We start from the raw sequence: 20,689 nt of genomic DNA on the forward strand, positions 1-20,689 counted from the left end.
CATCGCCATCACACCCGAGTCGTCATAATCTGGTCGTCCTGCCTGGGGGAATTTGGGGTGGCCAAGGGTGGGGGAATTTGACCTGGCCATCGGGGTGCGGTGCCGGGAGTCTTGGCACCAGGCAGGTAAAATCATCGGTCCGGAGTTTGTTGCCTGGCATTGCAGTGCTTGCAATCGGGGGCAACCGACCCACCTGAAATCAATTCATCTTAGGGGTTTCGGTCGTCTCACATGCTTTTCGGCGCATGTCAGGCGGTCCTGTTCGCATGGCCACCAACTTCCTTACCAAATTATTCGGCAGCCGCAATGACCGGCTCCTCAAGCAATATCGCAAAACGGTTGCCCGCATCAATGCGATGGAGCCCGACTATGAGAAGCTGACCGATGACGCGCTGCGCGCCAAGACGCTGGAATTCAAGGAGCGTGTGGCCAAAGGTGAGTCGCTTGACGACATGTTGCCGGAGGCATTCGCCGTGGTGCGAGAGGGCTCCAAGCGCATCATGAAGATGCGCCATTTCGATGTGCAGCTGCTCGGCGGCATGGCATTGCACTACGGGAAAATCGCGGAAATGCGCACGGGGGAGGGCAAGACCCTCACCGCCACCTTGCCGGTCTACCTGAATGCACTGTCAGGTAAGGGCGTTCATGTGGTCACGGTGAACGACTACCTGGCCAACCGGGATGCCATGTGGATGGGGCGTCTTTACAACTTCCTGGGGCTGACGGTGGGCATCAATCTGCCCAACATGCCGCGCGAAGAAAAGCAGGCCGCCTACGCCGCAGACATCACCTACGGCACGAACAACGAATATGGGTTCGACTACCTGCGCGACAACATGGTCTATGAGGCACGGGACCGCGTGCAGCATGGCCTCAACTTCGCCATCGTGGACGAGGTGGACTCCATCCTGATCGACGAGGCGCGCACGCCGCTCATCATCAGCGGCCAGGCCGAGGACCATACGGCGATGTACATCGCCATGAACAAGGTGGTGCCACTGCTGGTGCGCCAGGAAGGCGAAGCCGATCCGCGCACCGGCGAGGGTGTGACCAAACCCGGCGATTTCACGCTGGACGAAAAAACCCACCAGGTATTCCTGACCGAGCAGGGCCATGAAAGCGCCGAGCGCATCCTGGCTGCCCAGGGCCTGATCGCCGAAGGCGCGTCGGTGTATGACCCGGCCAACATCACGCTGATGCACCATCTGTATGCGGCGCTGCGGGCCAACCACCTGTACCACCGCGACCAGCACTACGTGGTGCAGAACGGCGAGATCGTCATCGTGGACGAGTTCACCGGCCGCCTGATGTCGGGTCGCCGCTGGAGCGAAGGCCTGCACCAGGCCGTGGAAGCCAAGGAGGGCGTGGCCATCCAGGCCGAGAACCAGACGCTGGCGTCCATCACGTTCCAGAACTACTTCCGCTTGTACAGCAAGCTCGCCGGGATGACCGGAACGGCCGATACCGAAGCCTATGAGTTCCAGGAAATCTACGGCCTGGAAACCGTGGTCATTCCACCCAACCGCCCCAGCCGGCGCGATGACCAGCTCGACCGCGTGTACAAGACCACGCGCGAGAAATACGAGGCGGCCATCAAGGACATCCGCGAGTGCCATGAGCGCGGCCAGCCCGTGCTGGTAGGCACCACGTCGATCGAGAACTCCGAGATCATCGACCAGCTTCTGAACAAGGAAAACCTGCCCCACCAGGTGCTCAATGCCAAGCAGCATGCCCGCGAGGCGGACATCGTGGCCCAGGCCGGACGCGCCGGCATGATCACCATTGCCACCAACATGGCGGGCCGCGGCACCGACATCGTGCTGGGTGGCAACATCGAAAAGCTGGTGGCTGCCGTGGAGACGGACGAGACGCTGGATGAAGCCACCCGGCAGGCCCGCATCGCCGAAGTGCGCGCCGAATGGGCGCGCGACCACGAGAAGGTAAAGGAACTGGGCGGGCTGCGCATCATCGCCACCGAGCGCCATGAGTCGCGCCGCATCGACAACCAGCTGCGGGGCCGTTCGGGCCGCCAGGGCGACCCGGGTTCGTCGCGCTTTTACCTGAGCCTCGATGATTCGCTGATGCGCATCTTCGCGGGCGACCGCGTCAAGGCCATCATGGACCGCCTGAAGATGCCCGATGGCGAGGCCATCGAGGCGGGCATTGTCACGCGCAGCATCGAGTCGGCCCAGCGCAAGGTCGAAGCCCGCAACTTCGACATCCGCAAGCAGCTGCTCGAGTACGACGATGTGGCCAACGACCAGCGCAAGGTCATCTACCAGCAGCGCAACGACATCCTCGATGCCGCCGAACTGTCCGACGTGATTGCCGCCATGCGCGAGGACTGCATGACCGATCTGGTGCGTTTGTATGTTCCCGCGGAATCGGTGGAGGAGCAGTGGAACCTGCCTGCCCTCGAAAAGGTCCTGGCCGACGAATGGCAGGTTTCGATTGCGTTGCAAAAGGAGGTGGAGGGCGCGCACAGCATCACCGACGACGAGATTCTGGACAAGGTGCTTCAGGCTGCACATGCGTCGTTCGACGCCAAGATCGAACAGGTGGGGCGCGACAACTTCACCCAGTTCGAACGCGTGGTGCTGCTGCAGAGCTTTGACTCCAACTGGCGTGACCACCTGAGCGCGCTCGACTACCTGCGCCAGGGCATTCACCTGCGCGGTTATGCGCAAAAGCAGCCCAAGCAGGAATACAAGCGCGAGGCGTTCGAGCTGTTCCGCCAGCTCATCGACCAGGTCAAGAACGAGGTCACCAAGATCCTCATGACCGTGCAGGTGCAGTCGCCAGCGCAGCTGGACCAGGCCGCGCAGGACATGGAAAGCCGTGCGGAAAGCATTGCCAATGTGACCTACACGGCGCCCACCGAAACGGGTGAGGTGGAGACCACGGTCGATGCCCAGACGATGGACCAGGCCTTGCCGCAAGGCGTTCGCGTGGGGCGCAATGATCCCTGCCCTTGCGGCAGTGGCAAGAAGTACAAGCAGTGCCACGGCAAGCTGGCCTGATTGAATGGAACCAAACGACACGGGCCGCGGCCCGTGTCTTCATTTGCGCACCACGGTTTTCCGGATAATCCAACGCAGTTTTTGAGAAAGACCACCATGCCCGTCAATCTACTTGCCCCCGTTGCCGCCGATCTGCACCCGATTGCCGGCGTCCGCATCGGCGTTGCCGAAGCCGGTATCCGCAAAGCCAGCCGCAAGGATCTCACCGTGTTCCTGCTGGACGAAGGCGCCAGCGTGGCTGGCGTGTTCACGCAGAACCGCTTTTGCGCGGCCCCGGTGCAGATCAGCCGCGAGCATCTGGGCCGCGGTCAATCCATCCGTGCCATGGTCATCAACACCGGCAACGCCAACGCGGGCACCGGTACCGACGGCCTGGCGCGCGCACGTTCCACCTGCATTGCGCTCGCACGCCAGCTGAGCGTGGCGCCCGAGCAGATCCTGCCGTTCTCCACCGGCGTGATCATGGAGCCACTGCCCAACGACCGCATTGAAGCCGGTCTGCCCGCTGCCATTGCCGATGCGCAGCCCGGCCACTGGGCGCGTGCGGCCGAGGGCATCATGACCACCGACACCCTGCCCAAGGCTTTCTCGGCCCAGGTGCAGATCGGTGGGGCCACCGTGTCCATCACCGGCATCAGCAAGGGCGCGGGCATGATCCGCCCCAACATGGCCACCATGCTGGGCTTTCTGGCCACGGACGCCTGCGTTGCGCCTGCCGTGATGCAGCAGCTGGCGCGCGAACTGGCCGATGGCTCGTTCAACCGCGTCACCATCGACGGCGACACCTCCACCAACGATTCGTTCGTGGTGGTGGCCACCAACAAGGCAGCGCACAGCCCTGTCACCACGCTGGCCAGCGTCGAGGGGCAGGCCCTCAAGGCGGCCATGCTGGGCGTGGCGCAAAAGCTGGCCCAGGCCATCGTGCGCGACGGTGAAGGCGCCACCAAGTTCATCACCGTGCGTGTCGAAGGTGGCAAGACAGGCGAGGAGTGCCGCAAGGTGGCCTATGCCATCGCCCATTCGCCGCTGGTCAAGACGGCTTTCTTCGCCAGCGACCCGAATCTGGGCCGCATCCTGGCGGCCGTAGGCTATGCAGGAATCGACGACCTGGACCAGACCGGCATCGATCTCTACCTGGACGACGTGCATGTGGCGGTGCATGGTGGGCGCAACCCCGCCTACCGCGAGGAAGACGGTCAGCGCGTGATGAAGCAAAGCGAAATCACCGTGCGCGTGCTGCTGGGCCGCGGTGGTGCGGTGGACACGGTGTGGACCTGCGATTTCAGCCACGAATACGTCACCATCAATGCAGATTACCGCTCCTGAAATACTCCTGCCTTGCCAGCTGCTGGCGCTTGCTGGATAAGCGCTGGATGCCAAAAATGAATCAAAAATTTGAACACCTGATCGAGCGCGCCGAGCAGCTCATCGCCCGCATCGAGTCCGTGCTGCCGCAGCCTCTGGGCGCGCCCGACTGGTCGGCTTCCATTGCCTGGCGCTATCGCAAGCGCAGCAGCGGCCATGGCAGCCTGGAGCCCGTGCGCCATGTGGCAGCGATACAGCTGACCGACCTCCAGGAGATCGACGGGCAAAAAGAAAAGATCGAGCGCAACACCCAGCAGTTCGTGCAGGGCAAACCGGCCAACAACGTGCTGCTGACCGGCGCACGTGGCACGGGCAAGTCTTCGCTCATCAAGGCCTGTCTGAATGCCCACGCGGCCCAGGGCCTGCGCCTGATCGAGGTGGACAAGGCCGACCTCACCGACCTGCCCGACATCGTGGACGTGGTGTCGGAGCGGCCCGAGAAATTCATCGTCTTCTGTGATGACCTGAGTTTTGAAGACGGCGAGCCGGGCTACAAGGCGCTCAAGTCCATCCTCGATGGCTCGGTGGCCGCCGCAACGCCCAATGTGCTGATTTATGCCACCAGCAACCGGCGCCACCTGGTGCCCGAGTACATGGCAGAAAACCGCAGCTACACGCACACCGATGACGGCGAGGTGCACCCTGGCGAGGCGGTCGAGGAAAAGATTTCCCTGTCGGAGCGCTTTGGCCTGTGGGTCAGTTTCTATCCATTCAGCCAGGATGAATACCTGACCATCGTGGCCCAGTGGCTGGCGTCGCTCGGCGTTTCGGCGGCAGCCATCGCGGCGGCCCGGCCCGAGGCGCTGGTCTGGGCGCTGGAGCGCGGTTCGCGCAGCGGCCGCGTGGCCTACCAGTTTGCGCGCGACTATGCGGGGCGGCATGGTGGCTGACACGGTTCATCCTGATGCGGCCGGCACCGCCGACCGCGCGCACACCGAGGTTGCCGTGGGCATCCTGCTGCGAGCCGATGGTGCGATGCTCCTGTCCACGCGCCCGCCCGGCAAGCCCTATGCGGGCTATTGGGAGTTTCCGGGCGGCAAGCTGGAGGCGGGCGAGACGGTGGAGCAGGCGCTGCGCCGCGAGCTGATCGAGGAGCTCGGCGTGACCATCGGCCCCGCCAGCGTCTGGAAGGTGACCGAGCACGACTACCCGCATGCCCTGGTGCGCCTGCATTGGTGCAAGGTGCGGGAGTGGTCGGGTGCGTTCGAGATGCGCGAAGGCCAGACCATGGCCTGGCAGCAGATGCCACTGACTGTGGCGCCGGTGTTGCCCGGTGCGTACCCGGTACTGCAATGGCTGGCCGAAGAGCGTGGCCAGAAGTTTTCTTTGGATAGCTATTAAATAAATAGCTGTAAATTCATTATGGATAGGCTCTAGAGTCTGATTTTCCTGTTATTCAGCGCTGTATGCAGTCGATATCCCTCAGTGCTGCAGGCGGGGATCGCCATACGGTGCGTCGTCAGGAGGCGCCTCGGTAGGCATGCGAAAGTCCTCGCTGGCCCAGGCGCCCAGGTCCATCTGCTTGCAGCGCTCGCTGCAAAAGGGCCGAAAGGGGTTTTGCGTGCTGTAGATGCTGTCGCCGCCGCACTGGGGGCAGGTGACATGGCGGGTGACTTCACCCGGCGGGAGTTGGGTTGCCATTGGCAGGCCTTCTTCAGGCGCAGAGCGTGAGCTCGAACGCGGCATCGTCGGTGGACGATTGCAGGTGTCCATCGGGTTCCTGCCGCATCAGGCGCACCGACACAATGAGGCGATTGCCGCTGATCTCCGGGATCAGCTCCAGTGCGGGGTCGATGCGCAGGCGCAGCAGCTGGAATGTGCGGCCCTGCGGAAGGTTTTGCTGGAACTGGCCACGCTCGGCGGCCACCTTTTGGGGCACCCCCGAGTCCCGCAGCAGCTTGAGCAGCACGTAAATCGACTCGGCCAGCGGTGCAAGGGTGGAGGCCCATTGCTCCAGTGCCTGCTGGCGCACCGCCACTTCCTTGTGTTGCCAGGTGTAGTAGGCCGGCAGATCAAACCCGCAGGTGCCGCCAGGGATGCCCACGCGGCTGCGGATGCTCATCAGCCAGTCGTTTTCGGTCAGGGCATGGCCTGCCTTGCCGGTTTGCTGGTTGAGCGATGTAAAGCAGTGGTCCAGCTGAGCGACCACAGCATCCAGTGCCGCCTCGGAAATCGAGGGATTGCCCCGGTAGCTGTCGAGCTGGTGCTTGTGTTTCTCGATATCTTTGAGAACGTCGGATTTCAGGTCGGCACGCGCCGCCACGTCCATGATTTCGAAGATGGTGACCAGGGCAAAGTGGTGGTCCAGCGGGTGCTGGCGGGGAATCAATTCACCCAGCCTGCGAAACAACTGTTCCAGTCGCAGGTAGGTTCTGATGCGTTCGTTAAAGGGGTATTCGTAAAGGATCACGCTGGCGGATTCCTGGGAGCTCAGTGGATGTTCTGACGCCGGTGGCGCACGGCATGGAAAGGCAGCACAAACAGGCTCCAACGCATCATCATAGCCCGAACAGGCGCGCAAGCTGCGTTGCATGGCCTCGCAGTGCCTCCAGCGAAATGCCATCGTTCACCACGATGGCATCTGCTGCGGCCCGACGGGCCTGGCGGGATGCCTGCGTATCCAGAATGGCCTGTACTGCCGCGCGCTGCAGCCCATTGCGCGCCATGACACGGTGGATCTGCGTTTCGGTGCTGCAATCCACCACCACCACGGCGTCGAGCTTGCGCGCCCAGCGGCCCGACTCCACCAGCAGGGGGATGTCGAAGACGATGGCGCGATGTCCGGCGGCCGCGGCGTCCCGGGCTTGCTGCTCGCTCAGCCGGGTCACCCAGGGATGCACGATGGCTTCGAGCTGGGCGCGTGCCTGGGGGCTGGAAAATGCCAGCGTCCGCATGCGGGCGCGGTCCATGGCGCCGGTGGAGTCGATGGCCTCCGGTCCAAAGGCGGTCCGGATGTCGCCAATCGCGGCTCCACCGGGTGCGGTAACCGAGCGGGCGATGGCATCCGCATCCATCAGCGCTGCCCCGCAGGACTGAAGCATCTGTCCGAGCGTGCTTTTGCCGCTGCCAATGCCCCCGGTCAGACCCACGTGCACTGGCCGCTGCATGCTCACAACCCGAACAGGTTCAGCACCGTTTGCAACATGGCCTGGGGCCCGAACACCATGGCCGTCAAGCCGGCACCCACGAGGAAAGGGCCGAAAGGTACATAACCGCCTTCACGCAGGTTGTTGAATACCTTGAGACCGATCCCGACCAGGGCCCCGATCACGGAAGACATCAAAATGATGGGAACCAGGGCCTGCCAGCCGAACCAGGCGCCCAGGGCAGCAAAGAGCTTGAAATCGCCATATCCCATGCCTTCCTTGCCGGTGGCCAGCTTGAAGGCCCAGTACACCAGCCACAGGGAGAGGTAGCCGGCAGCGGCACCCGTCACGGACGCCAGCAGGGGAACGTCGATCCAGTGCATGGCCGACGCGATCAAGCCAGCCCACAGCAAGGGCAGGGTGATGTCGTCAGGCAGCAGGGTAGTGTCCCAGTCGATGAACGCCAGTGCCACCATGGCGGCAGAAAAACCGGCCCATGCCAGACCTGTGGCAGTGAACCCCCACCGGTGGGCGCAGAATGCGAAAAGCACGCCCGTCAGGATCTCCACCAGGGGGTAGCGTGCGCTGATGCGCACCTTGCACGCAGAGCAGCGACCCCGCAGAAAAAGATAGCTCAGCACCGGGATGTTTTCATACCACTGCACCGCATGCCCGCACGCCGGACAACGCGAGCGGGGCGTGCACAGATTGAAAGCCGCCTCGGTGCCGGGCGTTGGCGGGGCATCCGTGCCGGCCGCGAATGCCGCGTGCTCCTGCGCCCATTGGCGCTCCATCATCTGGGGCAAGCGGTGAATCACCACATTGAGAAAGCTGCCCAGCAGCAGACCCACAAGGCCCGCAATGGCGGGTTCTGCCAAGATATCCACGATCAAACGACCTGACCCAACTTGAAGATCGGCAGATACATCGACACCACAATGCCCCCAATCAGCGTGCCCAGAAACACGATGATGATGGGTTCCATCAGGCTGGACAGTCCGGCCACCATGTCATCCACTTCCGCTTCATAGAAGTCTGCCGCCTTGCCCAGCATGTGGTCAATGGACCCTGACTCTTCCCCAATGGCGCACATCTGCAGCACCATGGACGGAAAGATATTGGCATTGCCCATGGCAGCTGTCAGGCTCGTTCCGGTAGAAACTTCTTGCTGAATCTTGTCGGTCGCCATGGAATAGACCGAATTGCCGGCTGCGCCCCCCACGGAATCGAGAGCTTCCACCAAGGGCACGCCCGCGGCAAACATGGTCGAGAGGGTACGGGTCCAGCGGGCCACGCAGGACTTTTCGACCAGCGCACCAAAAACGGGCATGCGCAGCATCAGGCGGTCCATGAACATCTGGACTTTCTCACTTCGGCGCCAGGCCTGCATGAAAAAGTAAAAACCTCCACCCAGTACACCGAAAATCAGCCACCACCACTGGACGAATACTTCGCTGATCGCCATGACGAACAGGGTAGGGGCAGGCAAATCGGCACCGAACGAGGTGAATACTTCCTTGAAGGCCGGAATCACAAAAATCATGATCACGGTGACCACCACAAATGCCACGATCACCACCGAGATCGGGTACATCAGTGCCGATTTGATCTTGGATTTGATGGCTTCGGTCTTCTCCATATAAAGCGCCAGGCGATCGAGAAGCGCTTCCAGAATGCCCGCTGCCTCACCCGCCTCGACCAGGTTGCAATACAGGCTGTCGAAATACATGGGGTATTTGCGAAATGCACCATTCAAGGAGGTGCCGGTTTCGACGTCCGAACGCACATCGTTGAGCAACTTGGTCACGCTGGCATTGGTGTTGCCTCGTCCCACGATGTCGAATGCCTGCAGCAAAGGCACTCCGGCCTTCATCATGGTGGCGAGCTGGCGGGTGAACAGTGCAATATCTTTGGGCTTGATCTTCTTGCCCGAGCGCATCCGGCGCTTCTTGATCTTGGTGGGAAATACACCTTGCCGCCGCAGCATGGCCTGCACCTGATTTTCACCGACTGCGCGCGTTTCTCCCCGGACAATCTTTCCGTTGCGGTCTTTGCCTTCCCACTCAAAGACAAAGTCCTTGATTTCGCGTTTGGATGCTGCGGTTGCCATGATGCTCCCTCGTTCTTGAATTATTCGTTGGTCACTGCCAGCACTTCTTCCAGAGAAGTAAGACCTAACTTTGCTTTATGCAGCCCGGCATCACGCAGGGAGCGCACACCCTCCAGTTTGGCCTGTTCCGCAATTTCGAGCGCACTGCCGTCGCGCAGGATGATGCGCTGAATCTCTTCAGAGATCGGCATCACCTGATAGATCCCTAGACGGCCCTTGTATCCATTGTTGCAGGCAGAGCAGCCAACGGGGCGATAGGTGACCCAGGAGCCATCGAGTTCGTGCTCGGGGTAGCCTGCATCCACGAGTGCCTCATGTGGAATATCAGCAGGCGTCTTGCAAATAGGGCAAAGCCGACGCGCCAGGCGCTGGGCGGTGATCAGTATGACGCTGGAGGCAATGTTAAAGGGGGCAATCCCCATGTTGCGCATGCGAGTCAGCGTGGTGGGGGCGTCATTGGTATGCAAGGTCGACAGTACCAAGTGCCCTGTCTGAGCTGCTTTGATGGAAATATCGGCGGTCTCCAGATCCCGAATTTCACCCACCATGATAATGTCAGGGTCTTGGCGCAGAAAAGACTTGAGGGCGACGGCAAAAGTGAGTCCCGCCTTTTCGTTCACGTTGACCTGGTTGACCCCGGGAAGGTTGATTTCGGAGGGGTCTTCGGCCGTGGCGATATTGACGCCAGACTTGTTGAGCAGATTCAAGCATGTATAGAGCGAAACGGTCTTGCCCGACCCCGTGGGGCCCGTGACCAAAATCATTCCGTAAGGACGCCCAATTGCTGTCAACAGGCGTTCCTTCTCCGCCGCCTCATAGCCGAGTGCATCGATCCCTAGTTTTGCGCTACTGGGATCGAGAATACGGATCACGATTTTCTCGCCAAACAGGGTAGGCAAGGTGCTGACGCGAAAATCGATGACCCGGTCTGGCCCCACCTTCAGTTTCATGCGCCCATCCTGGGGCACCCGTTTTTCGGAAATGTCGAGGCGGGAAATAACCTTGATCCGGGAAGCTAGTTTGTCCTTGATGGCAATGGGAGGCGACGCGATTTCGCGCAATTCACCGTCAATGCGAAAACGTACCCGGTATTGGTGCTCGTAGGGCTCGAAATGCAGATCGGATGCCCGCATGTTGAATGCGTCCAGCAGCATCTTGTGGAGAAACTTGACGATGGGAGCATCTTCAACTTCGGTTGCCGCGTCAGCGCTCTCAGTGGCCTCTTCCACTGCAACATCATCAAATTCAAAATCACTTCCAGCGCTGATCAGCGTATCCATGGCTTCACCCGTGGATTTTGTGCTGATTTCAACCAAGCGGTTTAATTTATCGTATTCCGCAATAATCCAGTCCACCCCCATTTGGGTGGTGAATTTGATTTTTTCGGCGGCCTCTTGATCTGTGGGGTCCGCCGTGGCAACGATCAGTCGGTTGTTTCGTTTGCTGAGAACAACCACCCGATAGGCGGTGCAAATCTTTGCATCCAGGAGGTCTTTGGGAAGGCGCTGGGGGTCTATGGCGTCCAGATCGAGCAATGGAGCACCAAAAACAGCCGAAACGGTATGTGCCAAATCCGCAGCTGAAACAACGCCAGAGCCGGTCAGTTCAGCGATAAAGCTGGTGCGGCTGTTTTGTGACTTTTTGTAAATTTCCTCGGCTGATTTTTGTGTCAGCTTTCCCGCAGACATCAGTGCGCGACCCAATCCCGGGAGAGCTACTGAAGAGGCTTCTTTCTGGGCGGTATCGACAACGGCCATTTAACCAGGGCAATTAGTGGTGAAAAAACCATCCTATCATCCCCGAACACTCGTGCCCTGTACAGCGCTGCCGAATTGGCAGGATTGCCACAGTTGGAGGAATGCTGCTTGATTGGTGCGGAAAATGGTCGGGGTGAGAGGATTCGAACCTCCGGCCTCTACGTCCCGAACGTAGCGCTCTACCAGGCTAAGCTACACCCCGCGCATTGACGCCGCTGATTACAAATTCTGCTGGATTCGGCAGAATTCAGGCGCGGCGCTCAAGCAATTGAGCTGCCAATTGTAGCAAGCTCGCTGAGTAGTCTCCCTTTGGCAGTTGCTCGGCAGCAGTCATGGCGCGACGGGCTTCAGCGAAGGCCGCTGTGCGTGCTGCTTCCAGGGCTCCGGTGCTTCGTACAATGGCCACCACATCGTCAAGGCGATCTGTGGAGCCCTCTTCAATGGCGTGTCGCACGATGGCCGCCTGTTCTGGTGTGCCTCTTTGCATGGCCACGATGAGGGGCAGGGTGGACTTTCCTTCGCGCAGGTCATCGCCAAGGTTTTTCCCCATTTCCAGGGTGTCCCCGTCATAGTCAAGTACATCGTCGATGATCTGGAACGCCGTGCCAAGGGCCTGCCCATAGATTGCGCAGGCCTCTTCGATTTCAGGGGGGCTTTCGGCAAGAATGGCGCCCAGCCGTGCGCTGGCTTCAAACAGCTTGGCGGTCTTGGAGCGGATGACCTGGAGGTAACCTGCCTCATCCAGGGAGGCATCGTGCATGTTCATCAACTGCAATACCTCGCCTTCGGCAATCACATTGGTGGCTTCAGACAGTACTTCCATGACGCGCATCTTTCCCGTCTCCACCATCATCTGAAATGAGCGTGAATGCAGAAAATCGCCCACCAACACGCTCGCAGGGTTGCCGAAGGTCTGGTTGGCTGTGGCGCGCCCTCTGCGCAGGGTGGATGCATCCACGACGTCGTCGTGCAGCAGGGTGGCCGTATGGATCAGTTCGACTACGGCGGCCATGCTGAAACGGTGGTGCTGCCGATAGCCGAGAGCGCCGCATATCAGCAGCAACAGTGCCGGTCGCAGCCGCTTGCCTCCGGCGGCGATGATGTACTGGGAGATTTGCGCCACCAGGGGCACGCCGGATGTCAGGCGCTGGGCTATGACGTTGTCCACTTCACGCATGTCGTCGTTGATGATCGTCAGCGGTGATGTGGCGGTGGGGGTGAGGGGGGATGTCAAGATGAAGTGGCACGCAGAAAGTGCTGCGAATTATAGGAAGGACCGCACAGGGGCAGGCCATTGCCAATGTCGCGGCAGTTCGGCGCGTGCAGAGGGGTTGGCTGCTTTTGTGCTTGGTGGTATAATTTTTGGCTCTGCGGAAATCCGTCTGCAGAACTCATATCAAGAGGTCAACATGTACGCGGTCATAAAAACCGGCGGCAAGCAGTATCGCGTTGCTTCCGGCGAAAAAATTAAAGTAGAACAGATTGCTGCGGACGTAGGCCAGGAAATTGTGATCGACCAGGTTCTGGCTGTCGGCAACGGCGCTGAACTGAAGGTGGGTACTCCCCTGGTGTCCGGCGCAACCGTGAAAGCCACTGTCGTGGCCCACGGCAAGCACGACAAAGTGCACATCTTCAAGATGCGCCGTCGCAAGCACTATCAAAAACGCCAAGGCCATCGCCAGCAGTTCACCGAGCTGCAAATCGGTGCGATTGCTGCTTAAGAAGGAGCTGATGTCATGGCACAGAAAAAAGGCGGCGGCTCTACGCGAAACGGGCGCGACTCCAAGCCAAAGATGCTGGGTGTCAAGGCGTTCGGTGGTGAACTGATCAGTGCTGGCTCGATCATCGTGCGCCAGCGCGGTACGCGCTTTCACCCCGGCAGCAATGTCGGCGTGGGCAAGGACCACACCTTGTTTGCCCTGGTGGACGGCCATGTGTCGTTTGGCACCAAGGGTGCGCTGTCCAAGCACACGGTCAATGTGACTCCCGCCTGAGGTTGATTCCTCTGGCAGCAATCGAAGCCCCGCCCTGTCGGGGCTTTGTTGTTTAAGGCGCTGGCCGGTGCTATGGTGCTGGCCCGCGTGCCCCGCATGGACGGGGCTTTGTGCTTTCCGGAGGGTTCGCTTCCTGGCTTGCGCTCTTTTGTAAACTGGATACCCCATGAAGTTCGTCGATGAAGCCTATATTGACATTGCTGCCGGTGATGGTGGCAATGGCTGTGTGTCGTTCCGGCACGAAAAATACAAGGAATTCGGCGGTCCCAATGGGGGCGATGGAGGGCGCGGGGGGCATGTGTTTGCAGTGGCCGACCCCAATCTCAATACGCTGGTGGATTTCCGTTATTCGCGCCGCCATGAAGCCAAGCGGGGCGAGCACGGCATGGGTTCCGACATGTTTGGCGCTGCGGGCTCGGACATCACCCTGAAGATGCCTGTGGGCACCATCATCACCGACGCGGAAACGGGCGAGGTGCTCTATGAGCTGCTCAATCCCGGCGAGGTCATCACCATCGCCAAGGGCGGTGATGGCGGCTTTGGCAACATGCGTTTCAAAAGCGCCATCAACCGGGCGCCACGCCAGAAGACGCCCGGATGGCCGGGCGAGAAGAAAAACCTGAAACTCGAGCTGAAGGTGCTTGCCGACGTGGGCCTGCTGGGCATGCCGAACGCGGGCAAGTCCACCTTCATCACGGCGGTTTCCAATGCGCGCCCCAAGATCGCCGACTACCCCTTCACCACGTTGCATCCGAATCTGGGGGTGGTGCGCGTGGGCCCCGAGCAGAGCTTTGTGGTGGCCGATATTCCTGGTCTGATCGAGGGTGCCTCGGAAGGGGCGGGGCTGGGTCACCAGTTCTTGCGCCACCTCCAGCGCACCCGCCTGCTGCTGCACATTGTGGATCTGGCGCCATTTGACGACGCGGTGGATCCTGTGGCCCAGGCCAAGGCCATCGTCAACGAACTGAAGAAATACGACCAGCAGCTCTACGACAAGCCGCGCTGGCTGGTGCTGAACAAGCTCGACATGGTGCCCGCCGATGAGCGGGAGGCCCGCGTCAAAGATTTCGTGAAGCGATTCAAGTGGAAAGGGCCGGTGTTCGAGATTTCTGCGCTGACACGCGAGGGCTGCGAGCCGCTGATCCATGCCATCTTCCGCCATGTGCAGTCGGAGCAGCGCATCGAAAACGAGCCGGAGGAAGTGGATCCACGGTTTGCTGGAGATGCCCCCGTCTGACGGGATGTGCTGTTCGTGTTGTTTATTTCGCTATATTTATAATAGCTGTTGGCGCTTTATTCATAAGCGCTAGTGGTAAAAACTGCTCAAAAAATGGTTTCCAGCGTATTGCGCGATGCCCGCCGCATTGTGGTGAAAGTGGGTTCCAGTCTCGTTACCAACGAGGGGCGCGGCCTGGATGAGGCCGCCATCGGCGAGTGGAGCCGCCAACTGGCGGCCCTGGTGCGCGGCGAGGGCGGCGCGCCCCGTGAGGTGGTGATGGTGTCCAGCGGCGCGATCGCTGAGGGCATGAAACGCCTGGGCTGGACGGCGCGCCCCCAGGAAATCCACGAGCTGCAGGCCGCCGCCGCTGTGGGACAGATGGGACTTGCGCAGATGTACGAGACCAAGCTGCGCGAGCAGGGCATGGGCAGTGCGCAGGTGCTGCTCACGCACGCCGATCTCGCAGACCGTGAGCGGTATCTCAATGCGCGTTCGACCCTGCTGACCCTGCTGCGTCTGGGCGTGGTGCCGGTGATCAACGAAAACGACACCGTGGTCAATGACGAAATCAAGTTCGGCGACAACGACACCCTCGGTGCGCTGGTCGCCAATCTGGTGGAGGCGGATGCGCTGGTGATTCTCACGGACCAGAAAGGTCTTTATACGGCCGATCCTCGCAAAGACCCGGCCGCGCAGTTCGTGCACGAAGCCCAGGCGGGTGATCCGGCCCTGGAAGCCATGGCCGGCGGGGCGGGCTCCAGCATTGGCAAAGGGGGGATGATCACCAAAATCCTGGCCGCCAAGCGGGCGGCGGGATCCGGGGCTTCCACCGTGATCGCGTGGGGGCGGGAAGAAAACGTGCTGCTGCGTCTGGTGCATGGCGAGGCGCTGGGCACCTTGCTGGTGGCCCAGACGGCCAAAAAGCAGGCTCGCAAGCAGTGGATGGCCGATCACCTGCAGATGCGGGGCGCTGTCGTGGTCGATGCCGGTGCGGCAGCCAAGCTGCGTGATGAGGGAAAGAGCTTGCTGCCCATCGGCATGACGGCAGTGGAGGGAGATTTCTCGCGCGGCGAAGTGATTGCAGTGCGTGATCCGTCGGGGCGGGAGATCGCACGCGGGCTGGCCAACTACGCCAGCGCGGAAGCCCGGCTCTTGTGCCGCAAGCCATCTTCCGAGTTTGAAAAGCTGCTCGGTTATGTCGCAGAGTCGGAAATGGTGCACCGCGACAACCTGGTGCTGACCACAGGCTGATGGCTCCCTGCTGATCCAGGGGGGCTGGGTCAGCTTGCCGCAGGGGAGGCCGCCATCTGGCCTTTCGGCAGGCCCTGCATGCCGAAGGGCTCTTCCCGGCAGTCTCCCTAGACCGGTCGCGGTACCAGCTTGGGAAGCGGCAGGGCTCCCAGTTCTGCCGGCGCACTGTTTTGCGGATCTGGGTCAAAACTTGCGCCCGGAGGCAGTTCCACCCCTGGGTTCAACAGCAGGGAGCCCGCACGGTGCATGGGGCTGCCTTGCGGCTCCGTGTCGCGCGCACGCATGCCGCTGCGCAGGTACCGGTTGCGCTGTTCGTGGCGTGGAAGGTAACGGGCCAGCTCGGTCAGGGCCATCTCATAGACGCCCCGTTTGAACTCGACCACCACATCCAGTGGAACCCAATAGTCGTGCCAGCGCCAAGCGTCGAACTCGGGATGGTCGGTGGCCCGCAGGTTCAGATCCCAATCGTGGCCCACGAGCTGAAGCAGATACCAGATTTGTTTCTGGCCCTTGTAATGTCCGCGCGCGTCGCGCCGGATGTACCGGTCAGGCACCTCATAGCGCAACCAGTCCCGTGTTCGTGCGACCAAGCGCACATGGTTGGGATGCAGTCCCACCTCTTCGTGCAGCTCGCGGAACATGGCCTGCTCGGGGGTTTCGCCCCGGTCGATGCCACCTTGCGGAAACTGCCAGCTGTGGGTGCGAATGCGTTTGCCCCAGAACACCTGGTTCTTCTGGTTGAGCAGGATGATGCCGACGTTCGGCCGAAAGCCGTCCCGGTCAAGCATAATCAAACCCCAATTTTTAAACTGTGTCCATTATGCACGGCGCCTACTGTGCGGCAAGTGGACCATTACGTTCCGCCCGAAGCCGATCCCGATGAAAGCCTCCCAATTCTTCATTTCCACCCTCAAGGAAGCCCCGGCCGACGCTGAAGTGGTCAGCCACAAGCTCATGATGCGGGCAGGTCTGATCAAGAAGCTGGGCGCAGGCATCTACAACTACATGCCCATGGGCCTTCGGGTGATTCGCAAGGTCGAGGCCATCGTGCGCGAGGAAATGAACCGTGCCGGTGCCGTGGAACTGACCATGCCCGTGGTGCAGCCGGCAGAGCTGTGGCAGGAGACGGGGCGGTTTGACAAGATGGGCCCCGAGTTGCTGCGCATCCAGGACCGCCATGGCCGCGACTTTGTGGTGCAGCCTACGAGCGAAGAAGTGATCACTGACATTGCGCGCCAGGAGATCAAGAGCTACAAGCAGTTGCCGAAGAACTTCTACCAGATCCAGACCAAGTTCCGCGACGAGCGCCGTCCGCGTTTCGGCCTCATGCGCGGCCGCGAATTCACCATGAAAGACGCCTACAGCTTTGACAAGGACCAGGCGGCCGCCAAGGCCAGCTACCAGGTCATGGCGCAGGCCTACCGTCGCATCTTTGACCGCTTCGGCCTGACCTACCGCGCCGTGGCCGCCGACAGCGGCGCCATCGGTGGCGACCTTTCCGAAGAGTTCCAGGTGATCGCCGCCACGGGCGAGGACGCCATCGTCTATTGCCCGGGGAGCGACTACGCTGCCAACATGGAAAAGGCCGAAGCCCTGGCGCCCGCGGGTCCGCGTCCAGCACCCGCCAAGGCGATGGAAAAGACCGCCACCCCCGGCAAGGCCACCTGCGCCGATGTGGCGCAACTGCTGGACGTGCCATTGAGCACCACCGTCAAGTCGCTGGTTCTGGCCACCGACGAGACCAATGAGGCGGGCGAGATCGTCAAAAGCCAGGTCTGGCTGCTGCTGCTGCGCGGCGACCATGACATGAACGAGATCAAGGTCGGCAAGGTGCCCGGCCTGGCGGGCTTCCGCTTTGCCACGCTGGGTGAGATCGACGAACACTTTGGCTGCAAGCCGGGTTACCTGGGCCCCATCGGCCTGAAGAAGCCTTTGAAGATCGTGGCAGACCGCGAAGTCGCCCTGATGGCCGACTGGATCTGCGGCGCCAATGCGCCCGACTTCCACATCACCGGCGTGAACTGGGGCCGCGACCTGCCCGAGCCGGATGCTGTGGCCGACCTGCGCAACGTGGTGGCGGGCGACCGCTCGCCCGACGGCAAGGGGGAGCTGGCGATTGAGCGTGGCATCGAGGTGGGCCATGTGTTCTACCTGGGAACCAAGTACAGCCGGGCCATGAATGCGACCTTCCTGGACGAAACCGGCAAGCCCCAGCCGCTGGAGATGGGCTGCTACGGCATTGGTGTCACGCGCCTGCCTGCCGCCGCCATCGAGCAGAACCATGACGAGCGCGGCATCATCTGGCCCGACGCCATTGCGCCGTTCACCGTGGTGGTCTGCCCGGTGGGCATGGACCGCAGCGAAGCCGTCAAGGCCACGGCCGAGCAGCTTTATGCCGATCTGCTGGCCGCCGGCGTCGACGTGATCCTGGATGACCGCGGCGAGCGCCCGGGTGCCATGTTTGCCGACTGGGAGCTGATTGGTGTGCCGCACCGCGTGACCATTGGCGACAAGAGCCTCAAAGAAGGCGTGGTCGAGTACCAGCACCGCCGTGATGCGGCTGCCACCAAGGTGGCAGCCGCCGACATTCTGGCCCATGTGAAGGGGCGTATGGCCGTATGACGAGCGAGCGAGACCGGCCTGCCAGCATATCGGCCCTGAACGGCGTGTCTCGCCGTGCGTGCCTGGTGTCGCTGGCCGCACCGGCTGCATGGCTGGTGGCGCCGGCGCAGGCCCACGCAGGCGGGCAGCTGGAAGAACCCTTGATGGATTCCGTGCGCACGGCGCTGGCCTCGGCCGTGGGCAACTACGCGCCGCCCGAGCCGGAGTTTTTCACCACCGAGTCCCGGCTGTACTACCTGCGCTGGCTGGGCACCATGAGCGACCGCCTGCGCCGCCGCAAACCCGAGTGGGAAGTGCGTCGCGATTTTCTGCAGACCGTGTGGTACGAGTCCAAGCGTGCGGGGCTGGATGTTTCGCTGGTCTTGGGGCTCATCCAGGTGGAGAGCGCCTTTCGCAAGTTTGCCGTGTCCAGCGTGGGTGCGCGGGGCTACATGCAGGTCATGCCGTTCTGGACGCGCGTGATCGGCGACGGCGACCCGGGCAAGCTGTTTCACATGCAGACCAACCTGCGCTTTGGCTGCGTCATCCTGCGCCACTACATTGATCGTGAACGGGGCGACCTGTTCATGGCGCTGGGTCGCTACAACGGCAGCCGGGGGCGCTCGCCCTATCCTGATGCCGTGTTTGGAGCGCAGCGCAACTGGCTGTTCAACGACACACCCGCAGCGGCCTGATGCACCAGGGTGGCGCGGGGCGCAAGATCTACGGTGCCGCCGGCTCTGCAGGGGTTGCCGCGCTGCCACTGTCGGCCGGCACAGGCGTCAGGCGTGACACCATCACCTGGTCGATGCGGAAGCTGTCCACGTCCAGCACCTCGAACTTGTAGCCGCCCCAGACCACGTTGTCGGTGCGCCGGGGGACGCGGCGCAGCATCACCATCAGGAAGCCGGCCAGGGTTTTGTACTCGTCGCTGTGCGGCAGTTCATCGAGACCCAGCGCGTGCAGCACGTCTTCTACCGGGGTGACGCCATCGATGAGCCATGAATTTTCGTCGCGACGCACGATCAGCTCTTCATCGGCCGGGCCCACCAGATCGCCCATCACGGTGCTCATCACGTCGTTCAGCGTGACCACGCCGACCACCAGGCTGTATTCGTTCACGATCACGGCAAAGTCCTCGTGCACCTGGCGGAACTGCTCCAGCACCTCGGACAGGGTGAGCCGGTCGGGCACGATGAGCACCTTGCGCACCAGGCTGTCGTCGGCCAGCGAGATCGGCTGGTTGTTCAGCACGCGCTGGAACAGGTCCTTGGCGTCCACGTAGCCCACCACATGGTCGATGTCGCCCTCGCATACCGGGTAGGTCGAGAAGGGCTCGGCCGCGATGCGCAGGCGGATGACGGCGTCCGGTTCGTCGCGCAGGAAGAACGCCACGCGGTCGCGCGGGGACATGGCACTGGACACCGTGCGCGTGTCCAGCTCGAACACGTTGGTGATGACCTGCTGCTCGCGCGCAGCCAGCACGCCCGCGCGCGCGCCGGCTTCCATCATCGCCAGGATGTCGTCGGAGGTGATGCGGTCGTCCCGCAGCGAGGACATTCCCAGCAGGCGAAACAGGGCGTCCGCGCCCTTGCTGTAGAACCACACCAGCGGGCGCAGCAAGGTCATCAGAAACACCATGGGCTGCGCCAGCCGCACCACGGTGTTTTCTGGATCGGCCATACCCAGGCGTTTGGGGAACAGGTCGGAAAACAGGATGAACAGCGAGGTGATGGCCACGAACGACACCAGAAAACCGAGGTTCTGCGCGCTGCCCTCTGACAACCACAGCCCGAACAATGCCGTGAAATGCGGGCTCAGTGCGCCTTCGCCCACAATGCCCCCCAGGATGGCCACCGCGTTCTGGCCCACCTGCACCACGGTGAAATAGTCGCCCGGTTGCTCCTGCAGGCGCAGCACCCGGTCGGCGCGGGCATCGCCCTCGTCCGCCATCTGGCGCAGGCGCAGCCGGCGCGCTGCAGCCAGCGAAATCTCGGCCATCGAAAAGAAGGCACTGGCCGCGATGAGCAGGCCTATGACGAGCAGGCTTTGGGTCAGGGTCATGGTTGTGGACAACGGGCAACTCCGGGCGGCGCTGCCACGGGGCCCTGTGAGTGTAGCGGCGCGCGTGCGCAGCCTGGCCCCGGCCGCGCCGCACCAGCGGCTGCCGCCATGCAAAAGGCCGCCCGGGGGCCAATGCCAGTCAGTTAAGCTTGGCTTGATCTGATTGGCAGTAAAAAGGGAACGTGTTTCACGTTCCCTTTTTATTTTGTCGATCCTGCTGCA

19 protein-coding genes and 1 tRNA gene are annotated in these 20,689 nt (G+C 61.8%); 10 read left to right on the plus strand and 10 right to left on the minus strand.

All coding sequences use genetic code 11. The annotated features are described in order from the left end of the window. The first annotated feature begins 266 nt into the window (after window positions 1-266). The 4 genes from secA (at window position 267) to BLW02_RS18065 (ending at window position 5,726) form a co-directional block, all read left to right on the plus strand. The gene (secA, locus tag BLW02_RS18050; RefSeq protein ID WP_092701219.1) at window positions 267-3,020 is read left to right on the plus strand and encodes a preprotein translocase subunit SecA; all 2,754 of its coding nucleotides are present in this window, start codon (window positions 267-269) and stop codon (window positions 3,018-3,020) included. Window positions 3,021-3,116: 96 nt separating this feature from the next. Beyond that, entirely contained in the window at window positions 3,117-4,346 is a 1,230-nt protein-coding gene (argJ, locus tag BLW02_RS18055; protein ID WP_092701222.1) for a bifunctional glutamate N-acetyltransferase/amino-acid acetyltransferase ArgJ, read from the plus strand. 56 nt (window positions 4,347-4,402) lie between these two features. Beyond that, window positions 4,403-5,275, plus strand: a complete 873-nt coding sequence (locus BLW02_RS18060) for an ATP-binding protein (protein WP_092701225.1) — start codon at window positions 4,403-4,405, stop codon at window positions 5,273-5,275. Next, window positions 5,265-5,726, plus strand: coding sequence for an NUDIX domain-containing protein (locus BLW02_RS18065; protein WP_092701264.1), 462 nt, complete (start codon window positions 5,265-5,267; stop codon window positions 5,724-5,726). The genes BLW02_RS18060 and BLW02_RS18065 overlap by 11 nt, the downstream gene beginning before the upstream one ends. Window positions 5,727-5,807: 81 nt before the next feature. On the opposite strand, the gene BLW02_RS18070 is transcribed toward BLW02_RS18065, so the two are convergent. The 8 genes from BLW02_RS18070 to BLW02_RS18105 all read right to left on the minus strand — a co-directional run bounded on the left by BLW02_RS18070 (window position 5,808) and on the right by BLW02_RS18105 (window position 12,515). After that, window positions 5,808-6,026 (minus strand): DNA gyrase inhibitor YacG, encoded by a 219-nt coding sequence (locus tag BLW02_RS18070; protein ID WP_092701228.1) that lies wholly within the window; start codon window positions 6,024-6,026, stop codon window positions 5,808-5,810. A 13-nt stretch (window positions 6,027-6,039) separates the two neighbouring features. Next, window positions 6,040-6,795 carry a cell division protein ZapD gene (gene zapD, locus BLW02_RS18075; protein ID WP_092701231.1) on the minus strand — a complete coding sequence of 252 codons (756 nt, stop codon included), beginning with the start codon at window positions 6,793-6,795 and terminating at the stop codon, window positions 6,040-6,042. An 88-nt stretch (window positions 6,796-6,883) separates the two neighbouring features. After that, window positions 6,884-7,492 carry a dephospho-CoA kinase gene (gene coaE / locus BLW02_RS18080; RefSeq protein WP_092701234.1) on the minus strand — a complete coding sequence of 203 codons (609 nt, stop codon included), beginning with the start codon at window positions 7,490-7,492 and terminating at the stop codon, window positions 6,884-6,886. Between the two features lie 2 nt (window positions 7,493-7,494). Continuing rightward, window positions 7,495-8,364 (minus strand): prepilin peptidase, encoded by an 870-nt coding sequence (locus BLW02_RS18085; RefSeq protein ID WP_092701237.1) that lies wholly within the window; start codon window positions 8,362-8,364, stop codon window positions 7,495-7,497. Then, window positions 8,361-9,581: a type II secretion system F family protein gene (locus tag BLW02_RS18090; RefSeq protein WP_092701240.1), complete on the minus strand. Its 1,221-nt coding sequence runs from the start codon at window positions 9,579-9,581 to the stop codon at window positions 8,361-8,363. Before BLW02_RS18090 ends, BLW02_RS18085 begins: the two co-directional genes overlap by 4 nt. 20 nt (window positions 9,582-9,601) lie before the next feature. Then, complete coding sequence (gene pilB / locus BLW02_RS18095; protein ID WP_092701243.1) at window positions 9,602-11,338, minus strand: type IV-A pilus assembly ATPase PilB; 1,737 nt, start codon at window positions 11,336-11,338, stop codon at window positions 9,602-9,604. Between the two features lie 125 nt (window positions 11,339-11,463). Next, a tRNA-Pro gene (locus BLW02_RS18100) sits at window positions 11,464-11,540 on the minus strand. A 45-nt stretch (window positions 11,541-11,585) separates the two neighbouring features. Beyond that, entirely contained in the window at window positions 11,586-12,515 is a 930-nt protein-coding gene (locus BLW02_RS18105) for a polyprenyl synthetase family protein (RefSeq protein WP_208859756.1), read from the minus strand. Between the two features lie 232 nt (window positions 12,516-12,747). Here BLW02_RS18105 and rplU point away from each other — a divergent pair, with 232 nt between their 5' ends. From rplU to proB, 4 genes are all read left to right on the plus strand, one after another. Next, window positions 12,748-13,059, plus strand: a complete 312-nt coding sequence (gene rplU / locus BLW02_RS18110; RefSeq protein ID WP_005794184.1) for a 50S ribosomal protein L21 — start codon at window positions 12,748-12,750, stop codon at window positions 13,057-13,059. Between the two features lie 15 nt (window positions 13,060-13,074). After that, the gene (gene rpmA, locus BLW02_RS18115; protein WP_026437555.1) at window positions 13,075-13,332 is read left to right on the plus strand and encodes a 50S ribosomal protein L27; all 258 of its coding nucleotides are present in this window, start codon (window positions 13,075-13,077) and stop codon (window positions 13,330-13,332) included. Between the two features lie 166 nt (window positions 13,333-13,498). Then, on the plus strand, window positions 13,499-14,569 hold the full coding sequence (gene cgtA / locus BLW02_RS18120) for an Obg family GTPase CgtA (protein ID WP_092701246.1): 1,071 nt from the start codon (window positions 13,499-13,501) through the stop codon (window positions 14,567-14,569). A 93-nt stretch (window positions 14,570-14,662) separates the two neighbouring features. Then, window positions 14,663-15,802 (plus strand): glutamate 5-kinase, encoded by a 1,140-nt coding sequence (gene proB, locus BLW02_RS18125; protein WP_092701249.1) that lies wholly within the window; start codon window positions 14,663-14,665, stop codon window positions 15,800-15,802. A gap of 107 nt (window positions 15,803-15,909) precedes the next feature. Here proB and BLW02_RS18130 read toward each other — a convergent pair whose 3' ends face one another. Further along, entirely contained in the window at window positions 15,910-16,590 is a 681-nt protein-coding gene (locus BLW02_RS18130; RefSeq protein WP_092701252.1) for an RNA pyrophosphohydrolase, read from the minus strand. Window positions 16,591-16,681: 91 nt separating this feature from the next. Between BLW02_RS18130 and BLW02_RS18135 the strand changes: the two genes are divergently transcribed. Both BLW02_RS18135 and BLW02_RS18140 read left to right on the plus strand, forming a co-directional pair. Further along, window positions 16,682-18,424, plus strand: coding sequence for a proline--tRNA ligase (locus tag BLW02_RS18135; RefSeq protein WP_092701255.1), 1,743 nt, complete (start codon window positions 16,682-16,684; stop codon window positions 18,422-18,424). Beyond that, window positions 18,421-19,098, plus strand: coding sequence for a lytic transglycosylase domain-containing protein (locus BLW02_RS18140; RefSeq protein ID WP_092701258.1), 678 nt, complete (start codon window positions 18,421-18,423; stop codon window positions 19,096-19,098). The genes BLW02_RS18135 and BLW02_RS18140 overlap by 4 nt, the downstream gene beginning before the upstream one ends. A gap of 28 nt (window positions 19,099-19,126) precedes the next feature. On the opposite strand, the gene paeA is transcribed toward BLW02_RS18140, so the two are convergent. Then, window positions 19,127-20,467 (minus strand): polyamine export protein PaeA, encoded by a 1,341-nt coding sequence (gene paeA / locus BLW02_RS18145; RefSeq protein ID WP_092701261.1) that lies wholly within the window; start codon window positions 20,465-20,467, stop codon window positions 19,127-19,129. Between the last annotated feature and the right edge of the window lie 222 nt (window positions 20,468-20,689).

Origin of the sequence: Acidovorax soli (genome assembly GCF_900107605.1) — a bacterium.
In the GTDB taxonomy this organism is placed as follows: domain Bacteria; phylum Pseudomonadota; class Gammaproteobacteria; order Burkholderiales; family Burkholderiaceae_C; genus Acidovorax; species Acidovorax soli.